The sequence below is a fragment of the Ochrobactrum sp. XJ1 genome, from assembly GCF_024701725.1.
Lineage (GTDB): Bacteria > Pseudomonadota > Alphaproteobacteria > Rhizobiales > Rhizobiaceae > Brucella > Brucella anthropi.
Map to the genome: position 1 here is coordinate 1 of NZ_VDGD01000014.1, position 26524 is coordinate 26524.

Consider the following 26524-nt stretch of genomic DNA (forward strand, 5'->3'; position numbering starts at 1 on the left):
CAATTCGACATCCAATTTCCTCCATGGCTAACCACATGAATTCATTGGCATGTTGCAGTTTAAAATAGAATGTACCCCTGTTATAAACATGAATCAGATAATATGTATTATGGAACTACCCTATATCCATCTGTCCTGAAACATCGCGACAACCGCTTGCGACGCTATCGACATCTAAGCCCTGAATATTCGCGGCACCAAACACTAGAGAAATGGCACTGAAAACGAGCATGTAACTTCCAGCGAATCGGACCTTTTTTCCACCTCGTTTCAGCTGACATTCAAACGTCGCAAACGGCGGAAATTACGGCGTTTTTCGGGCGCGCTCAGCGGCCATTTCTACTTTGTAAATCCGGTGAAAACCCATAGTTCCGTACCAGAATGCGAGCACTTAATTCGCTCAAGAAAATGTGAATATGTTAATTAAGTCAAAGTGTTGATAAGTTCTCTTGCAAGTGGCGCGCTTATCCATAAGATGCGGGCCATTTCAAAAATTTCAAAGGAGGGGTTCTCAAATGTATCGTAAATTTCTACTGACAGGTGTGTGTCTTCTGGCGCTGGCTGGCGCAGCTTCGGCAGAAGTCGTTCTCAATCGCGGCAACGACACTGATCCGGCGACACTGGACCATCACCGCACCTCGACGGTGGCTGAAGGCAATGTCATGCGCGACTTGTATGACGGCCTGACTATTCAGAACGCAAACGGCGAAGCAGTTCCGGGCGTTGCCAAATCCTGGGATGTTTCCGAAGACGGTACGGTCTACACCTTCCATCTGCGCGATGACGCAAAATGGTCGAACGGCGATCCGGTCACGGCCGGTGATTTCCAGTTCACCTTCCGCCGCCTGATGGACCCGAAGACAGCCGCCGGGTACGCCAGCATGCTGTTCATCATCAAGAATGCCGAAGATATTGCCGGTGGCAAGAAGCCGACTGACCAGCTCGGCGTTGAAGCCGTCGATGACCATACGCTCAAGGTCACGTTGAACGCCCCTGCTCCGTATTTCCTTGAGCTTCTGACCCACCAGACCGGCTTCCCGATGAACCAGAAAAGCGTCGAGGAAAATGGCGACAAGTTCACCACGCCCGGCAAGATGGTGACGAACGGCGCCTATATGCTGGAAAGCTTCACACCGAACGACAAGATCGTGATGAAGAAGAATCCGTATTACTATGAAGCGGATCAGGTGAAGATCGATACGGTCAACTGGATACCGTTCGAGGATCGCGCAAGCTGCATGCGCCGTTTTGAGGCGAAGGAAGTGCAGATTTGCTCCGACGTTCCGGCCGAGCAGATGGACTATGTGAAGAAGAACCTTTCCAAGGAATTCCGCATGGCGCCTTATCTCGGCGTCTATTATCTGCCGGTAAAGGGCAAGACCGCCGACAGCAAGCTGAAGGACCCACGCGTCCGCCAGGCGATTTCCATGGCCATCGACCGTGATTTCATTGCCGATCAGGTCTGGCAGGGCACCATGCTTCCGGGCTATTCGATGGTTCCTCCGGGCATCGCCAATTATGTGAAGGATGCGCCGAAGCTCGACTATTCAGACGACATGCTGGAACGCGAAGACAAGGCCAAGGAACTGTTGAAGGAAGCTGGCGTCGAACCGAACACACTTTCGATCGAACTGCTTTATAACACCTCGGAAAACAACAAGAATACCATGGCCGCCATCGCCGATCAGCTCGGCAATATCGGAGTCAAGGCTTCACTGAACGAAACCGAAGGTGCGACCTACTTCAACTTCATGCGCGACGATGGTCCGTTCGATATCGCGCGTGCAGGCTGGATCGGTGACTATAACGATCCGCAGAACTTCCTTTTCATCAGCCAAAGCAATGTGAGCTTCAACTATTCCAAGGTGAAGAACGCCGACTACGATGCGCTGATGGCGAAGGCAGAAAAAATTCTCGATCTCAACGAGCGCGCCAAGACGCTGGCTGAAGCTGAAAAGCTGAAGCTCGATGAGATGAGCAATATCCCGATCCTCTATTATTCGTCGCGCGCCCTTGTTTCGGACAAGATCGACGGTTGGAACGACAACCTCATGGACAGCCACAAGACGCGCTGGCTCTCGTTTAAGCAATAAATTTTCAGCTTGGGCTGCGCCTGTTGGCGCGGCCCTTTTCTCTTCCGGCAGTTCCGGAGGGCCCTCTTTTGTCGGGGCTAACATTTTTTAATAAGCATATGGGAGTTTTCAATGGTTCGCGGATTCTTGATGACAGGCGTTTGCCTGATGGCGCTAGCCGGTGCCGCATCGGCAGAAACAGTGCTCAACCGGGGCAACGATACCGATCCCGCCACGCTGGACCAGCACCATACAACCACCGTTTCGGAAAACCGTGTTCTTCGTGATCTTTATGAAGGTTTGTTGGCGCAAAACGAGAAGGGCGAAGCCATTCCCGGAGCGGCCGTATCATGGCATATTTCCGAAGACGGCCTCACCTACACATTCCACATGCGCGAGAATGCCAAATGGTCGAACGGTGACCCTGTTACCGCCGGCGATTTCGAGTTTTCCTTCCGCCGCATCATGGACCCGAAGACGGCTGCCGGCTATGCCAGCGTCCTCTACGCCATTAAGAATGCCGAGGAAGTTGCCACCGGCAAGATGCCCGTCGATCAGCTTGGCGTGAAGGCGCTTGACGACAAGACGCTGCAAATCACTCTCAAGAACCCTGCCCCTTATTTCCTCGAACTTCTCACTCATCAGACCGGTTTCCCGGTCAACAAGAAGGCTGTCGAGAAGTTCGGCGACAAGTTCACCCTGCCCGGCAACATGGTGACCAATGGCGCCTATACGCTTGTCAGCTTCACTCCCAATGACAAAATCTCCATGAAGAAGAACCCGAATTACTGGGATGCTTCCAATGTGAAGATCGATGCGGTGAACTGGATACCGTTCGAGGATCGCGCAAGCTGCATGCGCCGCTTCGAGGCGAAGGAAGTCGATATCTGTTCCGATGTTCCTGCCGAACAGATGGACTATGTGAAAAAGAACCTCGGCGGTCAGTTCCGCCTCGCTCCCTATCTTGGCATCTATTATGTCGACATCAAAGGCGAGCCATCGAGCAAGCTGCGCGATCCGCGCGTGCGCAAGGCCATATCGATGGCCGTCGATCGTGAGTTTCTCGCCAATGAAGTCTGGCGCGGTGTGATGCTGCCAGCCAGTTCCATGGTGCCGCCCGGCATTGCGAATTACGTCAAGGACGCGCCGAAGCTGGATTTCGCCGACGAGGATGTGCTGGACCGTGAGGACAAGGCCAAGGAATTGCTGCAGGAAGCCGGTGTCCAACCGGGCAGCCTTTCCGTGACGCTGCGCTACAATACCTCGGAAAACCACAAGAATACCATGGCGGCGCTTGCCAACATGCTGGGCAATATCGGCATCAAGGCAACGCTCAACGAAGTGGAAGGCGCCACCTTCTACAACTACCTTCAGGAAAAGGGTATGTTCGACATCACCCGTGACGGCTGGATCGGCGATTACAACGATCCGAATTCGTTCCTGGAGCTTTATACCACCGGCAATTACTTCAATTATGCCGAATGGTCGAACAAGGATTACGACGCGTTGATGGCGAAATCTGCAACGACGACCGATCTCGCCGAGCGTGCAAAAATCCTGGCTGAAGCAGAGAAGATACTGCTCGGCGACGGCGCTGTCGTGCCGCTGATGTATTATTCGTCCACCGCCCTCGTTGCCGACCGTGTTCAGGGTTACGAAGATAACCTCATGAATTCGCACGGCACGCGCTGGTTATCGACAAAGAATTAAAAACAAAAAAGAAACAAGCCCTTAGTGGGATTTGCCGGATCGTTCAAAGCGGTCCGGCAAAGAAGGGAAAAGAACATGCTGGGCTATACGCTCCGACGATTGGGTAGTGCGATACCCACGATATTCATCATCATCACGCTGACGTTCTTTCTGATCCGGCTTGCGCCCGGCGGACCTTTCGACCTTGAAAGGCCGATTGATCCACTGATCCTGGAGAACCTCAAGAAGGCCTATAATATGGATGCGCCGCTGTGGCAGCAGTATCTGATTTATCTGGGCAATCTTCTGCACGGCGATCTTGGACCGAGCTTCACACGACGCGACTTCTCGGTGAACGATCTTTTCGCTTCCGGCCTGCCGGTTTCTATCATGCTCGGCACGCTCGGTCTGACGCTTGCAGCGATCATCGGAACATTCCTCGGCACGCTGGCGGCGTTGAAGCAGAACTCAGCTGTCGACTATTTCGTCGTCGCACTGGCCACATTCGGCATCACCACGCCCAACTTCGTCGTGGCCCCTCTCCTCAGCCTTCTGTTCGGCGTCATTCTCGGATGGGTTCCGGCGGGCGGCTGGTCTTCGGCCAATATAACTTACTGGATATTGCCGGTCCTGACGCTTGCATTGCCGCAGGTCGGCGTCATTGCGCGTCTCGTGCGTGGCGCAACGATTGAGGCGTTGCGCGCCAATCACGTGCGCACCGCCCGCGCCTATGGCCTGCCATCGCGTGTGGTTGTGGGCGTGCATGCCTTGCGCGCCGCGATGCTCCCCGCAGTCTCCTATCTCGGCCCGACGGCAGCCGCCCTGCTCACAGGTTCGGTCGTGGTCGAGACGATCTTCGGCATTCCCGGCATCGGTCGTTACTTCGTGCAGGGCGCGCTTAGCCGCGATTACACCCTCGTCATGGGAACCGTTGTTGTCATTTCGGTCTTCGTCGTGGTGTTCAACCTGATCGTCGATCTTCTTTATGCATGGCTTGATCCGAGGGTTCGCTATGACTGATCTTACTGTACCGACGGAAACAGCCCGGCTGGAAGTTCCAAGCCGCTCGCTCTGGCAGGACGCATGGTTGCGCCTGCGCAAGAACAAGGCTGCCGTGGCAAGCGCTATCGTCCTTCTTCTGATGGCTTTTCTGGGCATTTTCGGCCCGATGCTGAGCCCGCACCCCTATGACAAGATTTATCCGCAGTTCGTGCGTGTGGCACCGAGCCTCGAAGCCTATCCGCGTGAAGATACAATCATGCCAGGCCTTGAACGCGAACTTGCCCGGGCGCGGCTGAAAGCTGCCGGCGAGCCGGAACTGAACGGCAACAATGTCGTTGTCGACTTTACCGCACAGCGTCCGACGGACGAGCGTGTGCTGCGTTATTTCCAGCGCTCCGACCTGTTCAGCAATCCGAAAATCGAGATCGCTACTGACGGGCTGTCGGGCAAGCTGACCCTCGACGTGGCACGCAATTATTTCCTGCTCGGCACTGATAATCTGGGCCGCGATCTGATGACGCGCATCTTCATCGGTGTGCGCATGTCGCTTGCCATCGGCCTGCTTGCCTCGGCGATGGCACTGGTTCTGGGCGTGTCCTATGGCGCTGTCTCCGGTTATCTCGGCGGGCGCATCGACAATGTGATGATGCGGCTCGTGGATATTCTCTATTCGCTGCCCTTCATCTTCTTTGTGATATTGATGCTCGTCTTCTTCGGGCGATCCATTTTCATCATCTTCATCGCCATCGGCGCGACGGAGTGGCTGGATATGGCGCGCATCGTGCGCGGACAGACATTGAGCCTCAAACGTCAGGAATTTGTGCAGGCTGCGGAAGCGTTAGGCGCGACACGGCGCGGCGTCATCACCCGCCACATCATTCCGAATGCGCTCGGCCCGGTCATCGTTTTCGTGACGTTGCTGGTGCCGAAGGCAATCCTGCTCGAAAGTCTCCTCTCCTTCCTCGGTCTCGGTGTTCAGGACCCCCTCACCTCTCTGGGGCTGCTGATTTCCGAAGGTGCCCAGAACATGCGCGGCGCAAGCTGGCAATTGATCTGGCCTGCCGCAACGCTGACCATCATCCTGTTTGCGCTGAACTTCCTTGGCGATGGCCTGCGCGACAGCCTTGACCCGAAGGATCGCTGAGATGACGAGTGAAAACATTCTGAGCGTGCGCGACCTGAAGGTCACATTCGACACGCATGACGGGCCGGTGCAGGCGGTGCGCGGCATCAATCTCGATGTCAAAGCCGGTGAAACCATCGCCATTGTCGGCGAGTCCGGTTCAGGCAAGAGCCAGACGACCATGGCAATGATGGGGCTTCTGGCCCAGAACGGCAAGGCAACCGGCCAGGCGCTCTATCGCGGTCAGGATCTGATCGGCATGTCCGAAAAGAAACTGAACAATATCCGCGGCGCAAAGATCACCATGATCTTTCAGGAGCCGATGACGTCGCTCGATCCGCTTTACCGCATCGGCGACCAGCTTGCCGAGCCGCTTCGCTATCATCGCGGCATGAACAAGAAGCAGGCGCGTCCGCGTATTCTTGAACTGCTCAAGCTGGTTGGTATTCCAGAACCTGAACGCCGCATCGACAGCTATCCTTATGAACTGTCAGGCGGACAAAGGCAGCGTGTCATGATCGCCATGGCGCTCGCCAACGAACCGGACATCCTGATTGCCGATGAACCGACGACTGCGCTCGACGTCACCATTCAGGCGCAGATTCTCGATCTTCTGGCCGATCTGCAGAAGCGGTTGGGCATGGCGGTGGTCTTCATCACGCACGATCTTGGCATCGTGCGGCGCTTCGCCGACCGGGTCTATGTGATGCGCTCCGGCGAAGTGGTTGAAACCAACGAAACGGAAAAGCTCTTCACCTCACCGGAGCATCCCTATACGAAGATGCTGCTCGATGCGGAGCCGGAAGGCGAAAAGGCCCCTCCCCGTGACGACGCGCCGGTGCTTGTTCGCGCCGACAATGTGAAGGTCAATTTTCTTATCAGCAAACCATGGCTCGGCGCTGCGAACTATCTCACCGCCGTCAACAATGTCTCGCTGACATTGAAAGAAGGCCAGACCATCGGCATTGTGGGTGAATCCGGTTCCGGCAAGTCCACGCTCGGTCGCGCCATTCTGCGTCTTCTCCCATCAGAAGGCCGCATCGCTTATCTCGGCAAGGAATTGCCGACGGAATCGCAGGCGATGCGTCCGAAACGCCGCGAATTGCAGCTCGTTTTTCAGGATCCTTTTGGCTCGCTCAGCCCGCGCATGACGGTGGGACGCATCATCACTGAAGGGCTTCTGATCCACGAACCGAACCTTTCGGCGAAAGAGCGTGATCGCCGCGCGCAGGATGCCCTGCGGGAAGTCGGCATGGACCCGGCCATGCGCAATCGCTATCCGCACGAATTTTCCGGCGGCCAGCGCCAGCGCATCGCCATTGCGCGCACGATGATCCTGAAACCGCGCGTGATCGTGCTCGACGAACCGACAAGCGCGCTCGATCGTTCGGTGCAGAAGCAGATCGTCGCCCTGTTGCGCGACCTGCAGAAAGACCACGGCTTGTCCTATCTCTTCATCAGCCACGACATGGCGGTCGTGCGGGCCGTTTCGGACTATGTGATTGTGATGAAGAACGGAAAGATTGTCGAACAGGGCGATACCGAACAGGTCTTCGACCACCCGCGCGAAGATTATACCAAGGCTCTGATGGCGGCGGCGCTCAGCGAAGAGCGCTTCGGTACGTGATGTAATGACGGAATGAAAAGCGAAAGGGCCTGATTTCAGGCCCTTTTCATTTGAAAGAAGCTCAAGCGACGCTGTGCAGTTCGGTGCAGACCTTGTTGCGGCCCAGATGCTTGGCACGATAGAGCGCCGCATCTGCCCTGCGGAAGACCGTTTGGAAATCTTCGTTACCCGGCATGCAGAAAGCGATGCCTGCGCTGGTCGTCGTTGAGAAATCTCCAGCCGAAGCCTCGAACACGATCGCCGAAAAGGCTTTCCGGATCGTGTCGGCCAAGGCAAGAACATCGCTATTATGTTTCTGCCTCAGGATCAGAACAAATTCCTCACCGCCGATGCGGGAAATGAGAGCCTGACCTTTGACATGATTACGCAGAACGCCGGAGAACGTGTACAGCACTTCATCCCCGACGATGTGGCCATGCGTATCATTGATGGATTTAAAAGCATCAAGGTCGAAGATCACGACTGAATCCCCGAGCTGCAGTTCATTATCGTCCAGCACGTCATAAAGCGCGCGCCGGTTCAGCAATCCGGTCAGGCTGTCGGTGCGCGCCTCGTTGGCATGACGACGCGCAATGCGCGACTGGGTGAAATTCAGCGACAGCGCGCCAATGCCCGTAATGCCTATGATTGCGGTGATGGCATTGATATCTTCAGCCCAATTGCTTGGGATCGTAGTCATGACCCACTGTTGTTGATGCAGGATGACAGCGCCGCACAGAAAGAATGAAATCGCTGTCAGGGCATAAAGAACGATCATGCCAATGACCGGAACCGGCGCTTCCCGATAGACATGGAAATATTCTTTCGCCGTCAGCAGGAGCAACAGGGCCGAAGTCAGGTTGAAGATCGCTGTGCCAGTGCCCGTCTGTCCGGCCAGAATGGGCAGCGTCGTAGCGCATATTACAGCAATCGCCAGCACGACCAGAAAGCTCCGTTGTATCGGACGTCCGGAAATCTGCCGTGACCCGACAATCAGGAAGATGAAACCGACGCTCTCCAAACCGAAGGCGACAATGGAGGCCGTAGCCAGCGGCAAAGGCCCCGCATAGTAAAGTACTGCCCCCGTGCCGAGCAGGATCATGCCAAGGCAACCCCAGAGCAGAAATTTGTCACGCGAGTTCTGATACCAGACGCTGAGAATCGTCAGCCCTACTGCCAGAGAGCAGATACCTGTCGCAAAAAACAAAGTGTTCTGGTCGAGTCCCAAAGCTGCACTTCCCCCGCTGCATAGCCAAGTGTAGTTCAGCTCTTGATAATAAGCGATAAGCAATATGTTTAAATCGATCAACCATCGGTCGACATGATGCCATATCTATACAGAACAGATGAGCTATGGTTAATAATCGCCATACATGGCTTTGGTAAAAGAGGTCGAGATGTTGAAAATTGCATTGCTGGCAGGCAGCCTGACACTTCTTGCAGCACCATCGTCTTTCGCCGACGAACAGACAATCGAAGGTGTGGGCCTCGGCAGGGAAATCACCTGCACCTCCGGCGATGTCGGGATTTACGGTGCGGAAAATAACGTCAAGCTCAAGGGAGAATGCGGCCATGTCACCATACATGGCGTTTCTCATACTGTGACTTTCGAAAACGCCCGGAAGCTTTCGGTATCCGGCACGGACAACACGGTTTCGGGTGGAGCAACGCAAAATCTGATCGTTGAAGTGTCGAACAATCAGGTAACCGCCACCTTGAAGAAAGGAACAGATCCTTCAATTCTGGAGGTTTCCGGCGCGGAGAATATCGTCAATGTGAAGGTCGATGGACCTTCGCAGTTCGATGTCAGCGGCGCGAACCATCAGGTGACCTGGTCGCTTGCAGGCGGTTCCGCCGAACCGACGATCTCGATCTCCGGCGCCGATAACGATGTAACCAAGGCTGAATGAAAATGATCTGCGCGGCACCGTGATCTGGCGCCGCGCAGATTATCGATTTCAGGCTGCCAGCGAAGCCATATCGATGACGAAGCGGTAGCGCACGTCGCTCTTCAGAACGCGTTCATAGGCTTCGTTGATCTCCTGAATGTTGATCTTCTCGATTTCCGAAACGATGTTGTGCTGGCCGCAGAAGTCCAGCATTTCCTGCGTTTCCTTGATCGACCCGATCATCGATCCTGCAAGCGACTTGCGGCCGGGAATAAGCGAGAACGCATGCACCGGCACCATGTCTTCGGGAACGCCAACGACAACCATCGTTCCGTTTACCTTGAGCAGGCCAAGATAGGCATTCCAGTCGATGGCGACGCCAACCGTGCAGATGATGAGATCGAACGATCCCGCCAGCTTTTCGAAAGTGGTCGCGTCGCTAGTCGCATAATATTCATGAGCGCCGAGCTTGAGGCCATCTTCCTTCTTGGAAAGTGACTGGCTTAGAACCGTAACATGCGCGCCCATGGCATTGGCGAGCTTGACGCCCATGTGTCCGAGTCCACCCATGCCGACGATCGCCACACGCTTGCCGGGACCTGCATTCCAGTGACGCAGCGGCGAATAGAGGGTGATGCCTGCACAGAGCAACGGTGCTGCCGCATCAAGCGGAAGATTGTCAGGCATGGAAAGGACATAGCCTTCCTTGACGACGATATGGTCGGAATATCCGCCCTGCGTCCGCGCCTTTCCTTCGGTGTCGAAGGTGTTGTAGGTCTGGATGAGGCCCGGAAGATAATGCTCATTGTCGACATCCCGGCTGGCGCAGCCAACACAGGAGTCCACGAAGCAGCCGACGCCGACCTTGTCGCCGACCTTGAACTTGGTAACCGCATCACCGACGGCGGTGACGACACCTGCGATTTCGTGCCCCGGAACGATGGGATAAACTGCGTTCTTCCATTCATTGCGGACGGTATGGATGTCGGAATGGCAAACGCCGCAATACTGGATCGAGATGACCACGTCATCTGCATTGGGCTCGCGCCGTTCAAAAATGAACGGAACCAACGGCTCATCTGCATCCGTAGCAGCGTAACCTCTTGCTATGGCCATGATAGACTCCATTTATTGGATTGGGGAAGCAGGCAGAATATGCCGGAAGCAAGGGCAGAAGCGGTAGACCGATCCTGCAAGCTTCTTGCACGATCCTGCAAAACTGCCTGCTTCGCGATTGCCGATGCATGCCTGCCTGATCAATAATTGCTGTATTCTATCTCATCTGAAGCGGATCACCTATGACGTCACTGAACGACACCTACGAGGAACTTGCCGCGCTGGCGGAGCGTTTCACCGCACAGGACGGCGAATACCGAACACCGATCGAAGGTCTGGGGATCAGCAGGCGGACGACGCCAAGCATACCGTGCCACAGCAGCTATCGGCCCTGTCTCGCCATGGTGTTGCAGGGCGCGAAATCCCTGCGTCTCGGCTCCGAGACGATCAATTATACCAAGGGCGAATATCTGGTGACGTCGCTGGACCTGCCCGTCACATGGCGGGTGGTCGAAGCTAGCCCGGAAGCACCACATCTGTGTCTGGCGCTTGCCATCGACAGCGAAAAGCTCACCGACCTGATCGGGCGCGCCGACGTTCGCAGGCACGTGATGGCAGATGGCGATCAATGGGGCATTACCGTCAATGCAGCGCCTGCTGGACTGCTGGATGCGGCTCTGCGCCTGCTGCGCCTACTTGACAATCCCGAGGATATTCCGGTGATGGCGCCCCTGATCGAACAGGAAATCCTTTATCGCCTTCTGACTGGTCCCGGCGGCGAGCGTTTGATCAACATCGCAACCGCCGACAGTCAGGCCAACCGGATAGCACGGGCTATCGGGTGGCTTCGGCAGAACTTCGCAGCGCCATTGCGGATTGAACAGCTTGCCGAACACGTCAATATGAGCGCGTCGTCATTTCATCATCACTTCAAGGCGATTACGGCAATGACGCCGGTTCAGTATCAAAAGCAACTGCGTCTGAACGAGGCACGCAGGCTGATGCTGGTCGAGCGTCTGGATGCTGGTACGGCTGGCCATCGCGTAGGCTATCAAAGCCCGTCACAGTTCAGTCGCGAATATAGCCGCTTCTATGGAAACCCGCCGATGCGCGATATCGAAGCGGCTTAGATAGCAGAACGGCGGAACTTTCGTTCCGCCGTTCTATTGTTAGTGCCCCTGGCTGTTGCGGACAGCCGCGACATCTGTCGCCTTTACCGGTCCTGCGCTGTTACCCCATGCCGAGCGGACGAATGTTGCCAGTTCGGCGACTTCATCATCCGACAGGCGGTCGGCATAACCCTGCATCACCAGACGCATCGGACGCTTCGCCGTGGACGGAACCTCTGCGCCATGCAGGATGATCGAGATCAGCGGTTTCGTCTCCGAACCTGTCACAAGATCATTACCGGCAAGCTCAGGAAAGATTTCCGGCGCGCCCTTGCCCGTCACGAAGTGGCAGGCGGCGCAGTTATCGATGTAGAGACGTGCGCCCAGAGGCATATCCGGAGAAGCTTCCGTCAGCATCTTTGTCGTTGCTTCACCGGCCGCATCGGCCGGAGCCGCTGGCAGCGCCATCGACGCCTTAGAAGCGAAGCTCTGCGGCACTTCGACAGCCGCACCGTCGATCCCCTTCAGGAAAGCGGCCATCGCCAGATTGTCTGCATCAGTGAGATGCTGCAGCGAATGTTCGACAGCGAGGCCCATTTCGCCATTGGCCGTTGAATGGGAATTGCGGCCTGTTGCGAGATAGGTTGCCAGTTCCTCGATGGACCATTTCTGTGGAGCGGAATTGGCGCCGCGTAGAGACGGAGCGTTCCAGCCATCGACGACACCGCCGATGAGGAAGTCCTTGTCACCGACCTGCGTGCCGCTCTGCGCCATCAGCGTATTGCGTGGGCTGTGGCAGGCAGCACAGTGTGCCGGTCCTTCGACCAGATACTGTCCGCGATCCTCTGCTTCCGACTTGCCGGCGGCCTTGAAGGCCGCTTCCTGACCGAGAGCAAGCCAGTTCCAGGCGCGAATGCCGAAACGCATGTTGAACGGGAAGCCGAGCTTGGTTTCCTGAACGACATTGTTCACCGGCTCCACCTGATGCATGAAATAATCATACAGAGCGCGGACTTCTTCTTCCGTCAGCTTGCGATAGTTCTCATATGGCATTGCTGGATAAAGATGCGAGCCGTCGGCACGAATGCCGTCATAGAGAGCGGCGCGAAACTGATCGAGTGTCCAGTTTCCAATGCCGGTTTCCTTATCCGGAGTGATGTTGGTCGTCCAGATCGTACCCATCGGGCTTGCAATCGGGCGGCCACCGGCAAAGGGCTTGCCGCCTTCCGCCGTATGGCAGGCCATGCAGTCAGAGGCATACATGACATATTGGCCCTGCCCTTCGGCAGGCTTCCAGTCTGCGGCCAGTTCCTTGGTCGGTTTAGTCAGTTGTACCGGCACGAAGATGAAGGCCAGCAGCGCGACAATACCGATGACGACCAGAGCGCCGATTATGCGAAGAAAAGTTTTCATCACCATTCTCCTCAGATCAGCGGACGCGGATTGGACAGATATTGCGTGCGGATCGCATGCGCAGTCGAATAGGCAAGCCCGCCGAGCAGGCCTGTCGGATTGTACTGCGTGTTCTGCACGAAATTGCCCGCGCCGGTCATGAACACATTGTGCTTGTCCCATGCCTGCGAATAGCGGTTGACCACGCCCTCACGCGGGTTTTCCGACATGCTATGGCCACCCGTATTGTGCGTCGTCTGATAGGGACGCACGTCATATTGCGCGCCTTCCTTCTTGAAGGACGACTGCATCAGGTCCGGGTTCATCGTTTTGGCCAGTTCTTCCATCTTGGTCTTCATGTACTGGGTCATCCGGATATCATTCGGATTCCAGTTGAAGGTCATGCGCATGAGCGGGCGACCGTGACGATCCTTGTAGGTTGGGTCCAGATCGAGATGGTTAGTCCTGTAAGCCATATGCGAGCCATGGCTGCCGATGGACATGGCATGGCCGTACCATTCGGCAATGGCCTTCTTCCATGCACCGCCCCAGCCCGGCGTACCGGACGGCAGTGGCATACTGCGGATCGGCTGGCCGTTGGTCTGGCCTGCGCGCCAGTACGAACCGCCGATGAAGCCTTCTCGTCCGAAATCGATCTGGTTGACACCGAAATCGTCGATGCACATGCCGTTCGCGCCGGTGCCGATGAACGGATTGAACTCTTCATCCTTGAAGAAGAGCGTCACGCCGCCATTCATCTGATAGGCATAATTACGACCGGTCACACCTTCGCCCGTTGCCGGATCGTATGGCTGGCCGATGCCGGAAAGCAGCGCCAGATGCACGTTGTTGAGCGAGAAGGACGCAAGAATAACGATATCGGCGGGCTGGAACACTTCCTCCTGCGTCGCCTCGTCGAAATAGGTCACGCCCGTAGCCGTCTTGCCGTCTGGCGCCATCTCGACACGCAGAACTTCCGACTCCGTGCGATAGGAGAAGTTCGGCATGCGTTTCAGTGCATCGAGAATTGCTGTCTGAGGCGAAGACTTGGAATACTGGTAGCAGCCGAAGCGCTCGCAGAAACCGCAATGGTTGCACGGCCCCATCTGCATGCCATATTCATTGACATAGGCCGTCGACGCGATGCCGCCGGGCGACGGGAAGGGATGATACCCCATGCCCTGCGCGGCATCGGCAAACTTCCGGCCGTCCCAGGTCGTGTGCATCGGTGGCATGGGGTAGTCGTTTGAGCGCCATCCCTCGAACGGATTACCGCCCTCGACGGTCTTGCCCTTGAGATTGCCAGCCTTCCCGGAAATACCGGCAATACGCTCGAAACGGTCGAAGAACGGTTCCAGCTCGTCGTAATGGATCGGATAATCGCCCAGAAGCATGTCTTCCGGAATGATCTGTTCGCCCCAGCGTTCCTGCACATAGGAGCGCAGGCGCAGCTCTTCCGGCTGCGGACGCCAGTTCAGGCCGTTCCAGTGCGTGCCCGCTCCGCCAACGCCGTTACCAGGCAGAAACGAACCAAAACTGCGATACGGCAATGCAACTTCATTCTCGTTGCGTCGGATCGTGACCGTCTGCTGGCTGGCGCGCTGCATCAACTTCAGACGCACGCCATATTTCAGCTCATCGATCATGTTGGGATATTTGAAATCGGGGACCGTGTTCTGGTCATGCCCGCGCTCAAGCGCAACGATTTCAAGCCCTTCCTGAGCCAGTTCCATGGCCAGAATAGCGCCGGTCCAGCCGAGGCCGACGACGACCACGTCTTTTTTCTTTTCCTGACGTGCCATTGTTAAGCCCTCTCGCCCTTGATCGAAACTGGGCCTAACGGGTAGCGAACATTGTAGCGTTCGACCCATTCCTTGTAGCTGCCGCGCGCGCCGGGGAAGCCGATAAAGCTCCAGGCCTGCATGCCGTGATTGCCGCCATACATCGGATCGGCGAAATAGCCTTCCTTGGTGTTCTGCAACAGGACTGTGAAGAAGTCGCGCAGTTCAGGCTGCAAGCCGACCTCCCCCTTCTGCAGCGAGGTCAGCGCCGCATCTTGCTGTTCCGCCGTCAAGGCCGAGAACGCAGCGCCATGCTTCTGCTCGCACCACGCATTGAAGGCAGGAATACCCTGCCTGTAAATCTGCGCAGGGTTGAGCGGCGTCTGCCAGCCGCGCGTCGGATCGGCGGACGCATCGTGGGGGCCAACCATGTACCAGTCATCCGCGCGACCGTAATCACCGGCAAGCTGAAGATCGATGAAGACAGGAACACGGGCTTCGATAGCGCCAGGACCATCGCCTTCGGACGGGATCAGTCTTGCCGTTGCGGCGAGAATGAAAGCCCATTCGACTTCATTGAAATATTGACGTTCATATTCTTCGAGTGGAACCGGGGGAGTTTGTGGTTCCGCTTTGGCTGAGACAGCGAGCCCTGAAAGCATCACGCTTGCCGCGGAGGCTTTCAGAAAACTGCGACGACTCGGATATCCGGGAAGGTCGGTCATTGTCGTTTCCTGCCGATTAGGTGGGTAAGACTTTTGGAGGTGTTTCCGAGAAAATTCCACGATACGCAGATGAGAAACATACACTCTGGATACACAAGCCTTCAGAATTGTTCAAACAACTTGTACCCTAGTTGTGCATAACCAACCTGCGTTCGCTATAAGACTAGAGCCTTAGCGCAATCCGAAAAGGCCCGGAGAACGACGAAAATCCGGTTGAATGACGCCGAGGCGCGGGCAGTTTTCACAATCACGTGAAGACAATCCCTGCCCGCCACATATTGCCCGGTCTTGCAGTCACGATCACCCGTCAAAGCTGAATTGGGTTCGACTGACCGGAACCGGCAGCGGCTTTTCACGTTGAAAGCGATGGCCGGAAGTGGCCATTATGGTGCTGTCGCGGTTTGCACGCGACTGGAGTGAAACGAAGGGAGGTCAGAAAAATGAAGGCACGCACAGCGACTGTCGGTGATCTTGAAAGCGTTTTTCACGACCTTTCGAGGCGTATGGCGATCGAATATATCGCCGCCGGCAAGGATACCAAAGCCGCCTATGACAACCTGATGATGAACCTGCGGGAAGGCCGTGCACATGCTTTGCTGCAGGACGGCAAGGTGGTTGCTATCATCGCCTGGCATGAGGGGGATGGCGCCACCGATACGCTTTTTGCGGCGAAGGAAGAATTTTTCAACCGAAATACCGTGCGTTTCTGCAAGCAGCATATCCGGCAGATTCAGGCTTTGGCCGGTGACCTGCCAATCCATTCACGAAGCTGGCTCGACCGATCCGACATCGTAAAATGGTTCAAGATCATTGGTTACCAAGAAAAAGGAACCGACAATGGTGCCCGCCTCTTCGAACTGCCTGCCCGCCGTGATGGCATAGTGGCAGCATGACACCTCGCCACCGGAGCAATTTCCGGTGGCGTCTCTATCCCACGCCTGTTTGAAGCAACAACCGAATTCTGTTTTTCGTTTTCTGTGAATACAAAGTAAAATCAAAGACATAAAATAATTACTAGAGCCAATTGCGAGTCTCGCATGAGTTGCGGGGAAAGATCGTTTCTTTCAAGCCTTTAACGCATTCCTGACGATTAGCCGTTATTTGGAAAGATGACTGCCATTCGGGGGAAATCATGGCTTGGAAATTCATGCTTGCAAGTGCCGTTCTTGCTGTAACTCGAACGATGCCGAGGGGTTTCGCTGCGCCCACGGGACCGGCTGTGGTCTCCGATAATGCAATGGAAATGGAACTGAAACCCGCACCGATCAATCCTGACTGGGTGCTGGACGGCACTCCGCATGCGCGCTCCAGCGAGCAATCGGTAAGCCGGGACCGAGCCGCCTATACGGCCATCTGGGATTGCACCGCAGGCACTTTCCGCTGGTATTTCGGCTGGGATGAAACCGTCTATATTCTGGAAGGTGAAGTGCACGTCACCGACGCGGACGGCGGCACACGCACCTTGCGGGCTGGCGACGTTGCCTATTTCCGGGGCGGCACATGGGCAACCTGGAAAATCGACAATTATCTGCGCAAGGTCGCCTTCATGCGGCGCACTTTGCCTGCACCCGCTTCGTTCATCTATCGCGCCAGCGACGCGGTGAAACGGCGGCTGGGACGCCGCAAGAGCGGCGCGCTGAACTGATTACCGGTTTGTGATCGGGATGGGCGCCGCATCCGCGCCCATTACGTTGACGAACAGTCCGATATTTCAGTATAAATCAATGACGGTTTTCGCCGTACATGATGGGAATGGGGTTCTCCCGAAACTGCCAGCAATTGGCTGATGACTCCTGCTTGAATTGAAACAGGAGAAGAGTGCGTCGCAAGACCTCTCGAAGTGAGATATTCTATCGAATTTCCAGACGTCACCGACTAATCTCTATCCATTATTGAAATGGACACAGAACAATGCAAGCAACCCTCATGGTAGCGCTCGGTGGAGCGATCGGAAGTGTCGCGCGGTACTGGCTGGCCCTCTTGATGCTGCCGATAAGCCGCGAACTTCCCTGGGGCACCATCGTCATCAATATTGTCGGCTCTTTTGCAATCTCGTTCTTCGGTGCACTGACACTGGAGCAAGGCCGTTTTCCCATACCGGAAATCTGGCGCCTCGCCTTCATGGTCGGCGTGTGCGGTGGCTTCACCACTTTCTCGTCTTTCAGCCTGCAAACGATGGATCTTCTGCGCGCTGGACAACCCGGCAAAGCCCTGTTCAATATCGGTTTTTCGGTTGTGCTTTGCCTGATCGCCGTGTGGCTCGGGCTGCTTGCCGCAGAACGCTTCAATGGTGGTATCGAACAGGTTGCGCAGAATGTAATCGAAGAAGAAGCATCATAAGCTTCACATACGATTGCAACAGCAACGGCTGGTGTTGACGCGTGCCGTCCGGCAGTGGGCGCGCAACGCGCTCTAAATATTTGTTTTAACGCGCATCTTATCCGAAAACCGTTTCACACTTTTCGGGATGCGCTCTAATGGACGCACGTGTGAAACTGCCCCGGCTTTCAGACCCACGGCTCATATGAAAACACCCTCCATTTGCTATATTATGCAAATAAAAGATGGAGATATATTGACTTTTATGGCTGTCGTTTACCTAGAACGAATCAATTACTGGCCATAAATTAAGTTTTGTGATATGTTTTACCTATATTATATTTTAGGATTTATAAATATGGGACTTGATACATTCTCTGTTCTTCAATCTCTTGCATTGTTTGCAGTCGTGATAGTGATAATGTTCATGATATTTATCGGCATAAATACCAATGGAACATTGTGATTTAATCACGATCTGCTTCACTGGAACGTATCTGGAAAAATGTGAAACAATTTCCGGAACAGGAGGTACTTAAAAAGACAGAAAACATTCGTAGTAATTCGGGAGATATCTGCGAGGCGACCTCTCAACGCTTTCCGTCACCAAATTTCTCGGCTGCGAAATCCAGGAAGCTTCTGAGCTTGGGTGTCATCTGTCGATCTGATGCATAAAGCGCATGCAGGGAGCGCGATGGGGGTTCGTATTCAGGGAGAAGCCGGATCAGCTTTCCTGACGATATCTCATCGGCAACCAGTTCATACGGTTGAAAGAGGATGCCCATACCAGAAAGTGCTGCAGCACGCAGTGCTTCACCGCTGTTGGCACAGAAGCGGCCCGTGATTGAAATAGTCACCTCACCTTCCGGCCCAATGAATGACCAATGGGTGCGGAGCGATGAATGCGTGAAGATCAGGCATTCATGTTCGACCAGATCTTGTGGTGTCTTCAGGCTGCTTGCAGAATCCATATAGGCAGGCGCAGCACATAGAATAAGGCGATAGGGCGCAAGACGCTTGGCAATAAGGCTGCTGTCGGGGAGATCGCCAGCGCGAAAAATCACGTCAAACCCCTCCTCCACCAGATCGACATTTCTGTTCGTAAGATTGAGGTCTACCGACACCTCGGGATGCCGCCTGAGATATTCCGAAAGTTCGGGCGCAAGCGCGTGGCTTCCAAAAGTCACCGGAGCGCTGATGCGAAGCCTTCCCCTTGGTTCAGACCTTGTCTCCGCCATCAATGCTTCGGCAAGGTCCATTTCCGCCAGAATGTTCTTCGCGCGCTCGTAGAACACTTGCCCGCTGTCAGTAAGGCTTTGCCGACGCGTCGTCCTTGTCAGCAGTCTTACGCCCAGTCCGAGCTCCAAGGCACGTATCTGCTTGCCGGCAAGCTGTGACGACATCTCCAACTCGTGTGCCGCCGACGAGATGGACCCGGATTCGACTGCCTTTACGAAGACTCTCATGCCAGTCAACCGATCCATTACAAACAATCCATTTCCATTATTGAAAAATATGAACCATTTTATCCTCATTGTTTCATAACTACAATATGCACGAAGCTGCCATTATCCCGCGATCAACCGGGACAACACCATTTAGAAGGAAAGGCACAAAGCCATGCAACCCATCTCTGATACAACAAGCACCGCGACCCGTCCCAGCGCACAGCAACCAACTGTAGTCCTCGTGCATGGAGCATGGGCCGATGGATCGACGTGGAGCCGACTGATCTCCCTGCTGCAGGAAAAAGGTGTGAATGTCGTAGCCGTACAGAACCCGTTGACCTCCCTGGAGGACGACATCGCGACCACCCGGCGCGCGCTTGAAAGACTGCAAGGCCCTGTTGTGCTGGTCGGCTGGTCATATGGTGGAGCCGTGATTACCGAAGCCGGCCAGAACGACAATGTGAAAGCACTTGTTTATGTGGCGGCCTTCGCGCTTTCCGAAGGTATGTCGGTCAACCAGACGGCCAAGGACTATCCGCCTCCTTCCGGTTTTAACCACGTCCAAGCCGACAAGGATGGCTTCCTGACATTGACATTGGAAGGTGTGCAGCAGCATCTTGCTCAGGACATTGCACCTGAACAAACCAAGGTGATATTCGCCACACAGCACCCAACCCACGCCAGTAGTTTCGATGGCAAGGTGTCCGTGGTTGCGTGGACGACGAAACCGTCCTGGTATGTGGTGAGTGAACAGGATCGCATGATCCAACCAGATCTCCAGACAGCAATGGCGCAGAAAATCTCCGCAAAGGTGACTACTCTGCCAGCCGGGCACGCACCGCACATTTCCCAACCGTCGGAAGTCGCAGAAGTTATTCTTGAGGCGATTGCCCACGTTACCCAGTGAAGAGAAGTTCGCTTCCGAACAGGCCGCCACCACACGAAGCCTGCCCCCAAACCGGGGCGGGCTTTTTGCGTCTTACCAGAAATGTTGATGGAAGCAGGCTCTGGACCGTGCAGCTTGCACCGAAGCACCCATGCTCGCAACCGGAGTAACGCGATCGGCTTCGGTTTGCAAACGACAGGCGGCGGCTAGTGCCAGTGTTTTGATTTTATATCGAAATGGCGGAGGGGGTGGGATTCGAACCCACGGTACGATCTCTCGCACGCCGGTTTTCAAGACCGGTGCCTTAAACCGCTCGGCCACCCCTCCAGGCAATTGTTTTATCTATGCTTTTCACAAGTCTGGAAAAACAGCAAATCACAGCAAGCTATCGATTTGCGCCCAATTGCTTAGCGAGTGACTTCTTAGCAGCTTTTCTTGCGGCGTCAACGTGCACTGTTTCATTTGCCAGCATTCTGAACAACACGGAACGAAACCAGCATCCGATCACGATCAAAAGAGTTCGATCCAGCCTTCAGCAATACAACTTTCAGTGTGGCCACCATGGTCAGTTTCTGAAAACGCGCTAACTTCTCTCACGCAGCCTCAATTGCAGATTGCCGTTCCGGCATCATTCAACACGGAGGATTCCCCATGCAGCACAAAATCCAGGAGAATATGGAAGTCATCGGCGCCGATGGCGTACATGTCGGCACGGTCGATCGCATCGAAGATAACCGCATCAAGCTGAAGAAAACCGATAATTCCGGTATGCACAGCGACCATCATCACTATATCGAACTCGGCTTTGTTGCCGACGTCGAGGGCGACAAGGTGAGATTGTCGGCTAATGCAGATATTGCAGTAACCTTGGAAGAGGAAGCATCCGGCCGCCCTGTCGATCTTTGAAGCAAAGCGCAAAGCCCCTCATAACACGGGGCCAATGGCAGCCGTGTTATGAGACAAACTCCCCTCACCTGCTTCCCATTCTCGGTCCTGGCGCATTGTTGCAGATCGAGACTTCGATCTGTTAGAAACTGAATGCCAAAACGCCGCAAGGAAGCAACCAGACTTGTCCTTTGCCACATTGCGGCTTAAACTTGAGTTTAATAATCAAAATAAGAAAAAGGGAAGCTATGAGTCTGGATTCCGTTAAGGCTTTTTTTGCGGCCAAAGCGCCTGAAATCGAAGTGATTGAACTGCCGACGAGCACCGCCACCGTTGTTCTCGCCGCCGAAGCACATGGCGTGGAACCGGGACAGATCGCCAAGACGCTTTCTTTTTCCGCCAAAGACCAGACCATTCTTATTGTCACCCGTGGCGATGCGCGTATCGATAATCGCAAGTTCAAGGATCAGTTCGGAACCAAGCCTCGTATGCTTGATGCCGAGACCGTTCTTGCCGAAACCAGCCATCCGGTCGGAGGCGTGTGTCCGTTCGGTCTGCCGAGCGCCCTGCCCGTTTACTGCGATGTATCGCTGAAGAATTTCGAGGAAGTCGTGCCCGCTGCCGGAGCGACCAACAGTGCCGTGCGCATCGCTCCGCACAAAATGGCTGAGCTGGTCAGCGCCGAATGGATAGACGTTTGCCAGTAGGTCAGAATGGGCTTTTGCAGCGGGTCTGGGAGGAACTCGCGGTTATTTGATACCGGTAACAACTTTTCCCCTTTAAAGGTGAGAAAAGACTTCATATATTTTAAGAATGATTCTAAAGTGGGTTAAGAAACAGATATCCGCTTTAGCGCATGATCCGATCGAGCCTTGAACCTTTCCGGATCGCAAATGCGACAAGACCAGAATTTTGGAGCAGTTCCGAAACAGGGATAAACCGCTTTCGGTTTGGAATTGCGAACTCAAGGATTGGAGCATCGCGTCCTCGGCATCGAGGTTGCAGTTGTTCCGAGACGTGTTGAAAGGAACAGTGATGCGTCTTACCCGCCAGACGAATTATGCCGTTCGTATGCTCATGTATTGTGCTGCCAATGACGGCAAGCTCAGCCGCATTCCGGAAATCGCACGCGCCTACGGCGTTTCTGAGCTGTTTTTGTTCAAGATTCTTCAGCCGCTCGTTGAACATGGGCTGGTGGAAACTGTGCGTGGCCGCAATGGCGGCGTGCGCCTCGGACGTGCAGCACAGGACATTTCGCTGTTCGATGTTGTGCGTGTGACCGAAGAAAACTTCGCCATGGCGGAGTGCTTCGAGAACGATGCCACCGAATGCCCACTGGTCGACAGTTGCGCACTCAATTCAGCGCTGCGCGAGGCACTCAATGCATTCTTCGCCGTGCTGATGAAGTACAGCATCGCAGACCTCGTCAAGGCGCGCCCGAACGTGCGACACCTGCTTGGTCTCGATGAAATGGAAGAAGAGCGCGTAGCGAGCTGATAATTCAGCGCGAAGTTTGAAATGAAAAGGTCCGGCTTTACGCCGGACCTTTTTTATTCTGCGGCTGCGCGATAGGCAGACTGGGGCAATACAAAAGGCACCCCCTTTTCCGGCGGGACACCCACCCGCAACGTGCATTCATAAACACGTTCGAGCCGCTCGTCGGTCAGTGCTTCGCGCGGTGTGCCCATCACATCAAGCTTGCCTCTGTTCATGACCGCAATACGGTCGGCGAACATGGCAGTCAGGTTGAGATCATGCAGGATAGCAATCACCCCGCCGCCCGCTGCCGCGAAATCTCTTGCAATCTCCATCACCACAATCTGGTGACGTATATCGAGACTTGAAATCGGCTCATCCAGAAAAAGATAGCGCGCCTCACCATCCACAACCGGTTTCCAGACCTGACAAAGAACACGGGCAAGCTGCACGCGCTGCTGTTCTCCGCCGGAAAGTTCCTGATAAAGCCGACCGCCGAAGCCAGCGAGATCAACCCTTTGCAAAGCGAGATCGGGCAAGCGCTTTTCTTCTTCGCGAGAAACGCCACTATAGCCGCCGGTGAGCCCGATCTTCACGATCTCGCGGACCGTGAAGGGAAACGACAAGGCGCTTGCCTGTGGAAGTACCGCCCGCCGCGCCGCCATCTGCCACGGCTTGATTTCAGCGAAGGAGCGACCGTCCAGATAGGCTGTTCCCGTGTAAGCGACGTCACCGGCAAGCGCACGCAACAGCGTAGTTTTGCCTGAGCCGTTCGGCCCGACGATTGCGGTCACCTCGCCCGGATTAGCGGAGAAGGCAATGTCGCTGATGATGGTCTTGCCTGACAGGCTTACGCCCAATGCTTTTGTTTCAATCATGATACCCTCACAGATCGAGCAGGCCGCGCTGGCGCAGCAATATCCAGAGGAAGAACGGCGCGCCAAAAAGTGCGGTGATGATGCCAATCGGCAATTCTGCCGGGGCCACAATCGTCCGACTTACCGCATCCGCCAGAAGCAGAAGCGTAGCGCCGAGCAGCGCTGACGCTGGCAGGAGATAGCGATGGTCCGGACCAATGCTGAGGCGCAGCATATGCGGCACCACAATGCCGACAAAGCCGATCCCGCCAGCAACGGCGACAGTCGCGCCGGTAGCTGCCGCTACGGTAACGATAGCGATGTTTTTGATGCGTTGCACCTGAATGCCGAGATGACCGGCTGCAGCCTCGCCCAACGCCAGTGCGTTGAGACCACGCGCAAGCAAAGGTGAAACCACTAGAATGATGGCGATGATTGGTCCCGCAGCGCCAATCTTGGCCCAGGTGGAACCTGCAAGCGAACCAAGCCCCCAGAATGTCAGGTCGCGCAACTGTCGATCATCAGCCAGATAGATGAGCGCGCCGGTTGCAGCGCCCGCCAGGGCGCCAAGTGCAATACCTGCGAGCAGCATGGTTGCAACAGACGTGCGGCCCCGACGCGTCGCGACACGATAGAGCAGCAAGGTACTGGCAAGCCCGCCCAGAAATGCAGCCAGAGGCAAGGCATAAACGCCAAGGATCGCAATAACGGGAGCAAGAAAAGTGCCGCCCAGAACAATCATCGATACCGCGCCAAGTCCTGCCCCGGCAGACACCCCGACGAGACCCGGATCGGCCAGCGGATTGCGGAAAAGGCCCTGCATCACGGCACCGGAAACCGCCAACCCCGCCCCTATCAGCATACCCATGACAATACGCGGCAGGCGAATCTCCATGATGATCAGGTGATCGCGACGGAATGCATCCGCGCCTTCGGCTGCGCCGGAGGAGGTCAGAGCGCGCAGAACCGAAAGCACGGACGCATCCGAAGCGCCTGCTGTCAGGCTGAACAACGCCGCGATGCATAAAGCAACGGCGAGCAATATGATGGTGAACCGTGCACGTGCGGCACGGTCTCCCGTGATGTCACCTTCTGAGGTGGTGACTTCATTTTCTGATTGACGCGCTGCAAAGCGCTGTTCGCGCGCTACGCGACCTTGGCTGGTCATTTCGAATAATCCTTACAATCAGACTTGCGTGCTCTTCAATCCCGCAAGTCTGATTATGTTATTGCGCTGCAGAGGCGCCATAGAGTTTTGCTGACAGGTCCCGAATGGCAGAACCAGTTCGAGGCCCAAATCCCAACAGATACGACGCTTCCATCGAAACGACATTCTTGTTACGCCCTGCCGGTGTTGCAGCAATAATGGGATTCTTCAACAGCGATTCCGGCGTCATCCCGTCCGCTCCCGTATCCATCATCAGGATCATATCGGGCGCGGCCTTCTCGACGGCTTCGTCGGTCAGCTGCTTATATCCGTGAAATTCGGTGATGACGTTTTCACCACCGGCAAGCTCAATCATGCCGTCGGCCGCAGTGCCTGTGCCCGAAGCCATCATGCGCCCGCCGGGCGCCGACAGAACGAAAAGTACACGCTTGCGCAAACTGTGGCCAGCTGCGGCCTTCTCAGCCGCTGAGATATCGCGTGAGACTTCGCTCGCAAGCGCCCTGGCCTTCTCCTCCAGACCGAGAGCCTCGCCCACGATCTCGATTTTCCTGACGACGCTTTCGCCGGTATAGGTTTCCGGCACAACGATCATTGGCACAGACGCTTTCTTCAAAACATCGAGCGTATCCTGTGGGCCGCTGCCTTCAAGGAGCAAAATGCCGGTCGGATTGACCGAGAGCACACCTTCTGGTGCAAGCTGACGCATATATCCGATATCCGGCAGCTTCTTTACCGCGTCGGGATAGGCGCTTGTCTGGTCGCGCGCGGCGAGCATCTTTTCTGCGCCAAGAGCGTAGACGATTTCCGTCAGCGAGCCGCCGACGGAAACGATGCGCGACGTATCGCCGAAATGGTCGACGGCTTCTGCGCGTGCAGCACCACCAGCTGCCAGCGACAAAGCGATGGCAGCCAGAGCAGCTCCGCGCCTGAAGCGCAAGGAAATGAACGACATTGCCGTCACCTTATGCAGCGGAAGACTGTGGCAGACGCGGAAGATTTTCCGCGATCATGCGCCAGTCGGCCAGTTCGGCTTCGCCTTCATGACGCTCACCAAAGAACTGAACAATCAGTTCGCCATTGGCATCATAGGCCTCCAGCGACGTCACATGCCCGTCCTTCGTCGGCTTGCGCACAACCCAGACGTCAGCGATGTGATCGATGCGCAGATGCATATGGAACGTCGGGTCCAGCACGTTCAGCCACGGGCCCATCATCTTGATTTCATGGATTGGGCCAGTGTGAATCTGGATGCAGCCACGGCTTCCGACAAAGCACATGATGGGCAGCTTTTCCTGCACCGCATGGTTCATCATGGCCTCGACCGATGACGTATCGACACGCCAGGCGAAATCATGACCGGCAAGATGCACGGCCTGATGGCGGTCCACACCGAAATCCTTCAACAGGCCAACGAACTGGTGCACATCGGTGAGTGCGCCCCAGCGTTCGCGGAATGCGTCGATATCGAGAAGCGATACGTCTGCCTTCGGTCCCTTTGTTGCAAGCGCGCTGGTCTCAACAGCTGGCGACTGATCGTCCAGCAGCAAATCGGCGACAAGAGCCTCATAGGCTTCAATGTTCGAAGCTGGGCGCAGATGAATCTTGAAAACCGCCTCGCCCGTGGCATCGAAAAATTGCAGGCTGCGACGCGTTGCTTCGCCATCCTGCTTGGCAACGGCAAAACCGTGAACCCAATGCTTCGGGAAAATACGAAGGTCGATTTCCTTGCCGAGCGCCAGCGAAGCATGTTGGCCCCAGATCGTCTTTTCAAAAGGCCCGATCTTTTCATGAACGACGCTCTCATTACGCGTCAGCACCATGATTTCGCCGACAGCAGCAATGCGGTTCAACAGCGTTTCGACATCGGCGCGAATACGCCGCGCCGAAATGGGGGCTGCTATATCCTGTCCGCAATGTGCTGCTACAAAATCGGCTTCTGATACACCGAGGCTCTGCGCAAAATCACGTTCGCGCATTTTCGGATTATCAGCCCGTGCCTTGAGAATCTGCTCTGGGGAGGGCTTGGAATGGGTCGTCATCT

Annotated in this window: 24 protein-coding genes, 1 tRNA gene and 1 riboswitch; of the genes, 14 read left to right on the forward strand and 11 right to left on the reverse strand. The window is 55.5% G+C overall.

Annotated elements, in window-relative coordinates:
• Positions 1-515 precede the first annotated feature (515 nt).
• The 5 genes from FG152_RS22080 (at position 516) to FG152_RS22100 (ending at position 7513) form a co-directional block, all read left to right on the forward strand.
• Positions 516-2093, forward strand: a complete 1578-nt coding sequence (locus tag FG152_RS22080) for a peptide ABC transporter substrate-binding protein (protein ID WP_010658796.1) — start codon at positions 516-518, stop codon at positions 2091-2093.
• A gap of 111 nt (positions 2094-2204) precedes the next feature.
• Entirely contained in the window at positions 2205-3782 is a 1578-nt protein-coding gene (locus tag FG152_RS22085) for a peptide ABC transporter substrate-binding protein (RefSeq protein ID WP_010658797.1), read from the forward strand.
• A 75-nt stretch (positions 3783-3857) separates the two neighbouring features.
• Positions 3858-4781: an ABC transporter permease gene (locus tag FG152_RS22090; RefSeq protein WP_010658798.1), complete on the forward strand. Its 924-nt coding sequence runs from the start codon at positions 3858-3860 to the stop codon at positions 4779-4781.
• The gene (locus FG152_RS22095) at positions 4774-5907 is read left to right on the forward strand and encodes an ABC transporter permease (protein WP_010658799.1); all 1134 of its coding nucleotides are present in this window, start codon (positions 4774-4776) and stop codon (positions 5905-5907) included. Before FG152_RS22090 ends, FG152_RS22095 begins: the two co-directional genes overlap by 8 nt.
• A 1-nt stretch (position 5908) precedes the next feature.
• Positions 5909-7513 carry an ABC transporter ATP-binding protein gene (locus tag FG152_RS22100; protein WP_010658800.1) on the forward strand — a complete coding sequence of 535 codons (1605 nt, stop codon included), beginning with the start codon at positions 5909-5911 and terminating at the stop codon, positions 7511-7513.
• Between the two features lie 61 nt (positions 7514-7574).
• Here the strand turns inward: FG152_RS22100 and FG152_RS22105 are convergent, their stop codons facing one another.
• Positions 7575-8720, reverse strand: a complete 1146-nt coding sequence (locus tag FG152_RS22105) for a GGDEF domain-containing protein (protein WP_010658801.1) — start codon at positions 8718-8720, stop codon at positions 7575-7577.
• Positions 8721-8889: 169 nt separating this feature from the next.
• On the opposite strand from FG152_RS22105, the gene FG152_RS22110 reads away from it, so the two are divergent.
• Positions 8890-9402 (forward strand): DUF3060 domain-containing protein, encoded by a 513-nt coding sequence (locus tag FG152_RS22110; RefSeq protein WP_010658802.1) that lies wholly within the window; start codon positions 8890-8892, stop codon positions 9400-9402.
• Positions 9403-9450: 48 nt separating this feature from the next.
• Here FG152_RS22110 and FG152_RS22115 read toward each other — a convergent pair whose 3' ends face one another.
• Entirely contained in the window at positions 9451-10497 is a 1047-nt protein-coding gene (locus FG152_RS22115; RefSeq protein WP_010658803.1) for an NAD(P)-dependent alcohol dehydrogenase, read from the reverse strand.
• A 182-nt stretch (positions 10498-10679) separates the two neighbouring features.
• On the opposite strand from FG152_RS22115, the gene FG152_RS22120 reads away from it, so the two are divergent.
• Positions 10680-11567, forward strand: coding sequence for an AraC family transcriptional regulator (locus FG152_RS22120; RefSeq protein ID WP_010658804.1), 888 nt, complete (start codon positions 10680-10682; stop codon positions 11565-11567).
• 39 nt (positions 11568-11606) lie between these two features.
• Here FG152_RS22120 and FG152_RS22125 read toward each other — a convergent pair whose 3' ends face one another.
• The 3 genes from FG152_RS22125 to FG152_RS22135 are packed head-to-tail and all read right to left on the reverse strand — an operon-like array spanning position 11607 to position 15444.
• Positions 11607-12959, reverse strand: coding sequence for a c-type cytochrome (locus FG152_RS22125; protein ID WP_498988428.1), 1353 nt, complete (start codon positions 12957-12959; stop codon positions 11607-11609).
• Between the two features lie 11 nt (positions 12960-12970).
• Entirely contained in the window at positions 12971-14740 is a 1770-nt protein-coding gene (locus FG152_RS22130) for a GMC family oxidoreductase (protein WP_010658806.1), read from the reverse strand.
• A gap of 2 nt (positions 14741-14742) precedes the next feature.
• On the reverse strand, positions 14743-15444 hold the full coding sequence (locus FG152_RS22135) for a gluconate 2-dehydrogenase subunit 3 family protein (RefSeq protein WP_010658807.1): 702 nt from the start codon (positions 15442-15444) through the stop codon (positions 14743-14745).
• A gap of 440 nt (positions 15445-15884) precedes the next feature.
• Here FG152_RS22135 and FG152_RS22140 point away from each other — a divergent pair, with 440 nt between their 5' ends.
• The 3 genes from FG152_RS22140 (at position 15885) to crcB (ending at position 17784) form a co-directional block, all read left to right on the forward strand.
• Positions 15885-16337 carry a hypothetical protein gene (locus FG152_RS22140; RefSeq protein ID WP_010658808.1) on the forward strand — a complete coding sequence of 151 codons (453 nt, stop codon included), beginning with the start codon at positions 15885-15887 and terminating at the stop codon, positions 16335-16337.
• A 239-nt stretch (positions 16338-16576) separates the two neighbouring features.
• The gene (locus tag FG152_RS22145) at positions 16577-17089 is read left to right on the forward strand and encodes a cupin domain-containing protein (RefSeq protein ID WP_010658809.1); all 513 of its coding nucleotides are present in this window, start codon (positions 16577-16579) and stop codon (positions 17087-17089) included.
• 94 nt (positions 17090-17183) lie between these two features.
• Positions 17184-17247: riboswitch (Fluoride riboswitch) on the forward strand.
• Between the two features lie 108 nt (positions 17248-17355).
• A complete protein-coding gene (crcB, locus tag FG152_RS22150; RefSeq protein WP_010658810.1) occupies positions 17356-17784 on the forward strand; it encodes a fluoride efflux transporter CrcB in 429 nt (142 codons plus the stop codon).
• 569 nt (positions 17785-18353) lie between these two features.
• Here the strand turns inward: crcB and FG152_RS22155 are convergent.
• Positions 18354-19247, reverse strand: coding sequence for a LysR family transcriptional regulator (locus FG152_RS22155; protein WP_010658811.1), 894 nt, complete (start codon positions 19245-19247; stop codon positions 18354-18356).
• Positions 19248-19383: 136 nt separating this feature from the next.
• On the opposite strand from FG152_RS22155, the gene FG152_RS22160 reads away from it, so the two are divergent.
• Positions 19384-20118, forward strand: a complete 735-nt coding sequence (locus tag FG152_RS22160) for an alpha/beta fold hydrolase (RefSeq protein ID WP_029375953.1) — start codon at positions 19384-19386, stop codon at positions 20116-20118.
• A 216-nt stretch (positions 20119-20334) separates the two neighbouring features.
• Here FG152_RS22160 and FG152_RS22165 read toward each other — a convergent pair.
• Positions 20335-20424: transfer RNA gene (locus tag FG152_RS22165), tRNA-Ser, on the reverse strand.
• Between the two features lie 324 nt (positions 20425-20748).
• Here FG152_RS22165 and FG152_RS22170 point away from each other — a divergent pair.
• The 3 genes from FG152_RS22170 to rirA all read left to right on the forward strand — a co-directional run bounded on the left by FG152_RS22170 (position 20749) and on the right by rirA (position 22479).
• A complete protein-coding gene (locus FG152_RS22170) occupies positions 20749-21003 on the forward strand; it encodes a DUF2171 domain-containing protein (protein ID WP_010658813.1) in 255 nt (84 codons plus the stop codon).
• A gap of 227 nt (positions 21004-21230) precedes the next feature.
• Positions 21231-21689: a YbaK/EbsC family protein gene (locus tag FG152_RS22175; RefSeq protein WP_010658814.1), complete on the forward strand. Its 459-nt coding sequence runs from the start codon at positions 21231-21233 to the stop codon at positions 21687-21689.
• A 328-nt stretch (positions 21690-22017) separates the two neighbouring features.
• Positions 22018-22479 carry an iron-responsive transcriptional regulator RirA gene (rirA, locus tag FG152_RS22180; RefSeq protein ID WP_010658815.1) on the forward strand — a complete coding sequence of 154 codons (462 nt, stop codon included), beginning with the start codon at positions 22018-22020 and terminating at the stop codon, positions 22477-22479.
• Between the two features lie 53 nt (positions 22480-22532).
• Here rirA and FG152_RS22185 read toward each other — a convergent pair whose 3' ends face one another.
• Genes FG152_RS22185 through FG152_RS22200 form a run of 4 tightly spaced genes read right to left on the reverse strand, consistent with a single transcriptional unit; the run spans position 22533 to position 26522 of the window.
• Entirely contained in the window at positions 22533-23336 is an 804-nt protein-coding gene (locus tag FG152_RS22185; protein WP_010658816.1) for a heme ABC transporter ATP-binding protein, read from the reverse strand.
• Positions 23337-23343: 7 nt separating this feature from the next.
• Positions 23344-24483, reverse strand: a complete 1140-nt coding sequence (locus FG152_RS22190; RefSeq protein ID WP_010658817.1) for a FecCD family ABC transporter permease — start codon at positions 24481-24483, stop codon at positions 23344-23346.
• Between the two features lie 58 nt (positions 24484-24541).
• A complete protein-coding gene (locus FG152_RS22195; protein WP_010658818.1) occupies positions 24542-25435 on the reverse strand; it encodes a heme/hemin ABC transporter substrate-binding protein in 894 nt (297 codons plus the stop codon).
• Between the two features lie 10 nt (positions 25436-25445).
• Positions 25446-26522 (reverse strand): hemin-degrading factor, encoded by a 1077-nt coding sequence (locus tag FG152_RS22200; RefSeq protein WP_029375955.1) that lies wholly within the window; start codon positions 26520-26522, stop codon positions 25446-25448.
• Positions 26523-26524 lie beyond the last annotated feature (2 nt).